Origin of the sequence: Halegenticoccus tardaugens (assembly GCF_004116405.1) — an archaeon.
In the GTDB taxonomy this organism is placed as follows: Archaea; Halobacteriota; Halobacteria; order Halobacteriales; family Haloferacaceae; genus Halegenticoccus; species Halegenticoccus tardaugens.
The window spans coordinates 1-5,617 of record NZ_SDIC01000013.1 but is presented as its reverse complement, the minus strand read 5'-3'; the positions used below and the strand labels follow the sequence as shown (position 1 = coordinate 5,617).

Below are 5,617 nucleotides of genomic sequence, written 5' to 3'. Positions count from 1 at the left end.
GTCGGTTCCCTCCATCCTGCCTGTGCAGAAGCAGGCAAGGGTGAGGTTGTTCGCCTATTAAAGGAGGTCGTGAGCTGGGTTTAGACCGTCGTGAGACAGGTCGGCTGCTATCTATTGGGGGTGCGAGGTACCTGACGTGAACGCTCGTATAGTACGAGAGGAACTACGAGTGGTCGCCGCTGGTGTACCGGTTGTCCGAGAGGGCAGTCGCCGGGCAGCCACGCGACACGGGGTAAGAGCTGAACGCATCTAAGCTCGAAACCCACATGGAAAAGAGGTACCGGTGAGATCTCTCGTAGAAGACGAGTTCGATAGACTCGGGGTGTACGCGCCGAGGCAACGAGGCGTTCAGCCCGCGAGCACTAACAGATCGAGCCACCATTCATACGTAATGGACGACAACACCCGCTGAAGCGGGTTCAGGCGTTAACTGGATCGCACGCACACACGGTTGACGGACCGACCGACACTGGTGTTCCGAACTGCACCGCAGTTCGACGCCCGGAGGACTCTCCGGCGTTTCGCACCGCGGTTCGATTCCGCGGGTCGGCGTTGAGGCGGCCAGAGCGGCGGGGCGACACCCGTACCCATCCCGAACACGGAAGTTAAGCCCGCCAGCGTGCCGGCGAGTACTGGAGTGCGCGAGCCTCTGGGAACCCCGGTTCGCCGCCTCCCATTCATACTTCATTCATCATCCGACCAGCGGCGGCTCCGTCGTCGCGATCAACGCGCACGCCAATCCCCGTCACGGGATTCGAGGCGGGCGCACTTCGATCGCCCTCTCGACTCTCCCACGAGCGGAACGCTCTCCGATCGGTATCGACGGCTACGTCTCAGTCGCGGTTCGACCCGGGGTCGAAGCGCGGCGGAGAGAGCGCGTGGTCGACGACGGTCCCGTCCGGCTTCAGCGTGACCGTTCCGAGCCTCACCGTTTCGCCGGCCGGAGTCGATTCGGAGATCCGGCGCAGTACCGCTTCTTTGTCCAGCCGCTCCCAGACCACGCGCTCAACGAGGCGCTGAAACTCCTCGGGATCCGTCCACCCGGAGTCGACGTCCGAGGGAACGCGGACGAGAAAGCGCAGTTCCGCCTCGGTGACGCCGATGCCGACGCCGAAGGTGTCACCGCTCATACGCGGAGGTCGGCGGGCGGAGGGTAAATGGGCACCGACCGCCGGTGAGGATCCAGTACGCGTCGGCGGTTCCGGTACGCGTCGTCGGATCCAGCGCGTGTCGTCGGGTCCAACGCGTGTCGTCGGATCCGGCGCGCGTCGCCAGAGTGTCTCACGCACGCGTCGTCGCGGGTAGAACCGCTTTTGCCCGTCGCTCGGCCAGAGTCGACGATGAGTTACAGGATCGGGCTGGTCGGAAAGCCCTCCGTCGGGAAGTCGAGTTTCTTCAACGCCGCGACGATGAACGACGTGCCGGAGGGCGCGTATCCGTTCACCACCATCGACCCGAGCGTCGGCGAGGCGTACGTCAGGGTCGACTGCGCGGCCCCGGAGTTCGACGAATCGTGCACCCCGAGCGTCGGCTTTTGCGACGATGGGGTTCGCTTCGTCCCCGTCAAACTGGTCGACGTGGCGGGACTCGTCCCCGGCGCGCACGAGGGAAGGGGGCTCGGAAACCAGTTTTTGACGGATCTGAACGAGACCGACGTGCTCGTCCACGTCGTCGATTTCTCCGGGGAGACCGACCTCGAAGGCGAGCCGACCGAGGGACACGATCCCCGCGACGACATCGACTTTCTGGAGAACGAACTCGACATGTGGTACCTGGAGATCCTCGAGAAGGGAATCGAACGGCATCGGAGCGGCTACGCGGGCGAGAAAGCCCACGTCGAGGAGGATCTCGCGGAGCAGATGAGCGCGTTCAAGATCGACAAGGATCGAATGAAACGGGTCATCCTGGCGCAGGGCCTCGCGCTCGACCCGAACGAGTGGGACGCGTTCGACCGCGAGGAACTCGCCCGGGAGATCAGAAAGCGGACGAAACCCGCGGTGATCGCGGCGAACAAGATGGACGAGCCGATCGCGCAGGAGAACTACGCGGAGATCACCGCCGATCCCGAGTACGAGCACCTCACGATCGTTCCGACGAGCGCGCACGCGGAGAAGGCGCTGAAGAACGCCGCAGAGCGCGGCGCGATCGACTACCGCGCGGGCGACGACGGCTTCGAGATCGCCGCGGACCTCACGGACGAACAGCGGGCGGGCGTCGAGCGGATCGCCGAGTTCGTCGAGGAGTACGGCGGCACCGGCGTCCAGACGGCGCTGGAGTCGGCGCTGTTCGACGAACTCGGAACCGTCGCGATCTTCCCCGGCAGCGCGAACGGGCCGGCGGACGAGAAGGGCGTCTTCCGCGACTGCTTCGTCCTCCCCGCGGGCGCGACGACGGAGGACTTCGCGTACCACCTCCACACGGACATCGGCGACGGGCTCCTCCACGGCGTCGACTGCCGGGCGAACCGACAGATCGGCTCGGGGCACGAGCTCGAACACCGCGACGTCGTCGAGATCGTCTCGACGAACTGAACCCGTCTGAACGGGCCGGCGGGGGCGATCGTCGGACGCGGCGACCGGGACGAGAGACGAGCGCACCGATCGAGACGAAAGGCGGACGCGGTGACCGAGACGACGGTTCGGCGCGTCGTCCGATAGGGTGGCACGCGAACATTTAACCCCGAGATGAACCCACTAGCACGTGGGTGGATCGGCACCCGGGATATCACATGTCATCGAGGAGAAACCCGTTTCGCGAGATCGAACGGATGTTCGACCGCATGAGCCGCCAGTTCGAAGAGATGCCCTGGGGTTTCGAGGGTGAAGCCGGCGGACAGGCGCTCTGGGGGAGATCCCCGAGCCTTGATCTCGCCGAGCACGACGAGGAGTACGTCGTCACCGTCGACCTCCCGGGGTTCGAGCGGGACGACATCTCGGTTCAGTTGTCAGGCCGGACGCTCCAGATCAGCGCCGACCGGAGCGAAGGGTCGGAACAGCGGGAGGAGAACTACCTCCAGCAGGAACGCTCCCAGCGCTCCGTGAGTCGGTCGATCACGATTCCCGACCGCGTCGACGAGGAGGGGGTTTCGGCGACGTACAACAACGGCGTGTTGACCGTCACGCTGCCGAAGTCGGAGCCGAGCGACCGAGGTCGGCAGATCGACGTCGAGTAGACCGATAGGCGCCCCGTGGATCGCGCGGAGCGCTACCCGACGAGCGGATCGAGCGCGTCCAGCGTCTCCAGCGCGTCGTCGGCGTCGATCTCTCGGGGAAACGACACGGCGACGGCGTCGACGCCGTCGATGCCGGCGAACGTCTCGATTCCCTCGCGCACCTCCGCGGGCGTACCGCCGACGCCGAGCCGACGGAGCAGGTCGTCGTCGATGAGATCCATCGCCCGCCGTCTGTCGCCGGATTGCCACGCGTCGTGAATTCCGGTCGCGCGCTTGTCGTAGCCCTGTCGCGCGAGGGCGTCGCGGTAGAACGTTCCCATTCCCCCGAGGTAGAACGCGAGGTGCTGTCGGAGCAACTCCCGGGCGCGGTCGCCGTCCTCGCGGGCGCACGCGGTCACGGTGAGCATCGTCCGCACGTCTTCCGGGCGGCGACCGCCGAGTTCCGCGCCGCGTTCGAGGTCGCCCAGTCGCTCTCGGAGACCGTCCGGCGTCAGCATGAGCGCGTGCCAGCCGTCGGCGAACCGCCCGGCGAGTTCGACGGCCTTCGGGCCCATCCCGGTCGCGTCGATCCGCGGCGGCTCGTCCGGAGCGTCGCCCCGCAGTCGGAAGCCGGAGAGATCGAAGAGATCGCCGTCGTACTCGACGGGCTCCCCCGAGAGAACCCGTCGGGTGATCTCGACGTACTCGCGGGTTCGCCGGAGCGGTCGATCGAACGGAACGCCGTGCCAGTTTTCGACCACCGCCGGGCCGCTCGGTCCGAGCCCGAGCCGGAACCGGCCGTCGCTCACCTCCTGGAGCGTCGCGGCGGTCTGTCCGACGAGCGCCGGCGACCGCGAGTAGACGTTCAGGATGCTCGCCCCGATCCCGATCGTCTCGGTTCGCTCGGCCAGCACCGCGAGCGTCGCGACCGCGTTTCGACCCCACGTCTCGGGCAGCCACGTCCGCTCGTAGCCGAGCGCCTCGGCGCGGCGGGCCACCTCGGCGAGCTGGTCGACGGTCGGCCGCGCAGTCACCGGGAGGTTGACGTCGAACTCGACCGAACCGGTCATCGACCGCCTCTCCCGTCCGCCCGCGGCATCGTCCCAAGCATCGGAGCATCGTCCGCGGTCCGCAGCCGACGCGCGCGTGTCCTTGACATCTCCGTGTTCCGACCCGACCGCGACGGTGTTAAGCGTTCCTCCGGAGCGCACCCGTGGTGTTACACCCGGAAGGACGGTGACGAACCGAATTACCTCCGTTAACCTTCCACGGAAAGCGAGTAATGATTGGTCGCGACGCGACCAAACACTTTAGCGTTCCTCACCCGATGAATCGAACGATTTGCCATGACAAACCTCGTCACGCACGTCGAGAGTGCGGCGGAGGCCGCGCCCGAATCGACGGCCATCGGGTACGACGGGCGGGAGATCGACTACCGAACGTTCCGATCCGAAATCCGGCGGTTCTCCGCCGGCCTCGCAGACAGGGGCGTCGGGGCGGGTGACCGAGTCGCGGTGTACCTGCCGAACCTCCCCCAGTACGTCGTCGCCTTCCACGGGACGCTTCACGCCGGCGGAATCGTCGTTCCGATGAACCCCCAGTACAAGGCCAGGGAGATCGGTCACCTGCTGGCCGACAGCGGGGCGACCGTCGTCGTCGCGCTCGCGGACCTCGTCCCCTTCGTCGAGGCGGTGCGCGACGACACCGACGTCGAGCACGTCGTGAGCGTCGGCGAATTGGACGCGGACGCGGCGATCGGCTTCGACTCGTTCCTCGCCGACCGCGAGGTCGACGTCGTGGACCGCGCGGACGACGACGTCGCGGTACAGCCGTACACGTCGGGGACGACCGGCCGACCGAAGGGCGTGCTGCTCACCCACCGCAACCTCGCGTGGAACGCGCGCACCAGCGCGGAGCTCATGGAGGGCGGCGTGCGGCCGGACGACGAGTTCCTGGGCGTCCTCCCGCTGTTTCACATCTACGGGATGACCGTGACAATGATCGCGACGCTGTTCGAGGGCGGGTCGTACCACCCGCTGCCGTCGTGGGACGCACAGGAGGCGCTGTCTCTCGTCGAGCGGGAGGGGATAACGGTGATGCACGGCGTACCGGCGATGTACAACGACGCGATCAACCAGCCGAACGCCGCCGACTTCGACCTCTCGTCCCTGCGCTTCGTCAACTCCGGCGGGGCGGGCATCCCGATCGAGGTGCTCCGCCGCTTCGAGGAGCTGTACGGCGTCGAACTGTACGAGGGCTACGGACTGACCGAGACGAGCCCCGTCACGCACGCGAACCGACCGGGGGCGAGACGGCCGGGCAGCATCGGGCAGACGTTACCGGGGGTGGAGGCGCTGGTGGTCGACGAGGCGTTCGAGCCCGTCGCGCCGGTCGAGCGCGGCCCCGTCGACGAGAGCGAGGTCGACCTCGCGGCCATCACGGGCGAACTCGTGATCCACGGTCCCA

Annotated in this window: 5 protein-coding genes and 2 rRNA genes; 5 read left to right on the top strand and 2 right to left on the bottom strand. The window is 67.1% G+C overall.

Annotated features, from left to right (window positions below):
- A 23S ribosomal RNA gene (locus C3L37_RS24030) occupies positions 1-386 on the top strand; the annotation flags it as partial.
- 167 nt (positions 387-553) lie between these two features.
- Positions 554-675: ribosomal RNA gene (gene rrf, locus C3L37_RS24025) — 5S ribosomal RNA — on the top strand.
- A 158-nt stretch (positions 676-833) separates the two neighbouring features.
- On the opposite strand, the gene C3L37_RS24020 is transcribed toward rrf, so the two are convergent.
- Complete coding sequence (locus C3L37_RS24020) at positions 834-1,130, bottom strand: hypothetical protein (protein WP_129117075.1); 297 nt, start codon at positions 1,128-1,130, stop codon at positions 834-836.
- Between the two features lie 210 nt (positions 1,131-1,340).
- Here C3L37_RS24020 and C3L37_RS24015 point away from each other — a divergent pair, with 210 nt between their 5' ends.
- The gene (locus C3L37_RS24015) at positions 1,341-2,531 is read left to right on the top strand and encodes a redox-regulated ATPase YchF (RefSeq protein WP_129117074.1); all 1,191 of its coding nucleotides are present in this window, start codon (positions 1,341-1,343) and stop codon (positions 2,529-2,531) included.
- A gap of 197 nt (positions 2,532-2,728) precedes the next feature.
- Positions 2,729-3,172, top strand: coding sequence for an archaeal heat shock protein Hsp14 (gene hsp14, locus C3L37_RS24010; RefSeq protein ID WP_129117073.1), 444 nt, complete (start codon positions 2,729-2,731; stop codon positions 3,170-3,172).
- 32 nt (positions 3,173-3,204) lie between these two features.
- On the opposite strand, the gene C3L37_RS24005 is transcribed toward hsp14, so the two are convergent.
- Positions 3,205-4,221 carry a TIGR04024 family LLM class F420-dependent oxidoreductase gene (locus C3L37_RS24005; RefSeq protein ID WP_129117072.1) on the bottom strand — a complete coding sequence of 339 codons (1,017 nt, stop codon included), beginning with the start codon at positions 4,219-4,221 and terminating at the stop codon, positions 3,205-3,207.
- Positions 4,222-4,497: 276 nt separating this feature from the next.
- Here C3L37_RS24005 and C3L37_RS24000 point away from each other — a divergent pair.
- On the top strand, positions 4,498-5,617 hold a 1,120-nt coding region (locus C3L37_RS24000), incomplete at its 3' end, for an AMP-binding protein (RefSeq protein ID WP_129117071.1).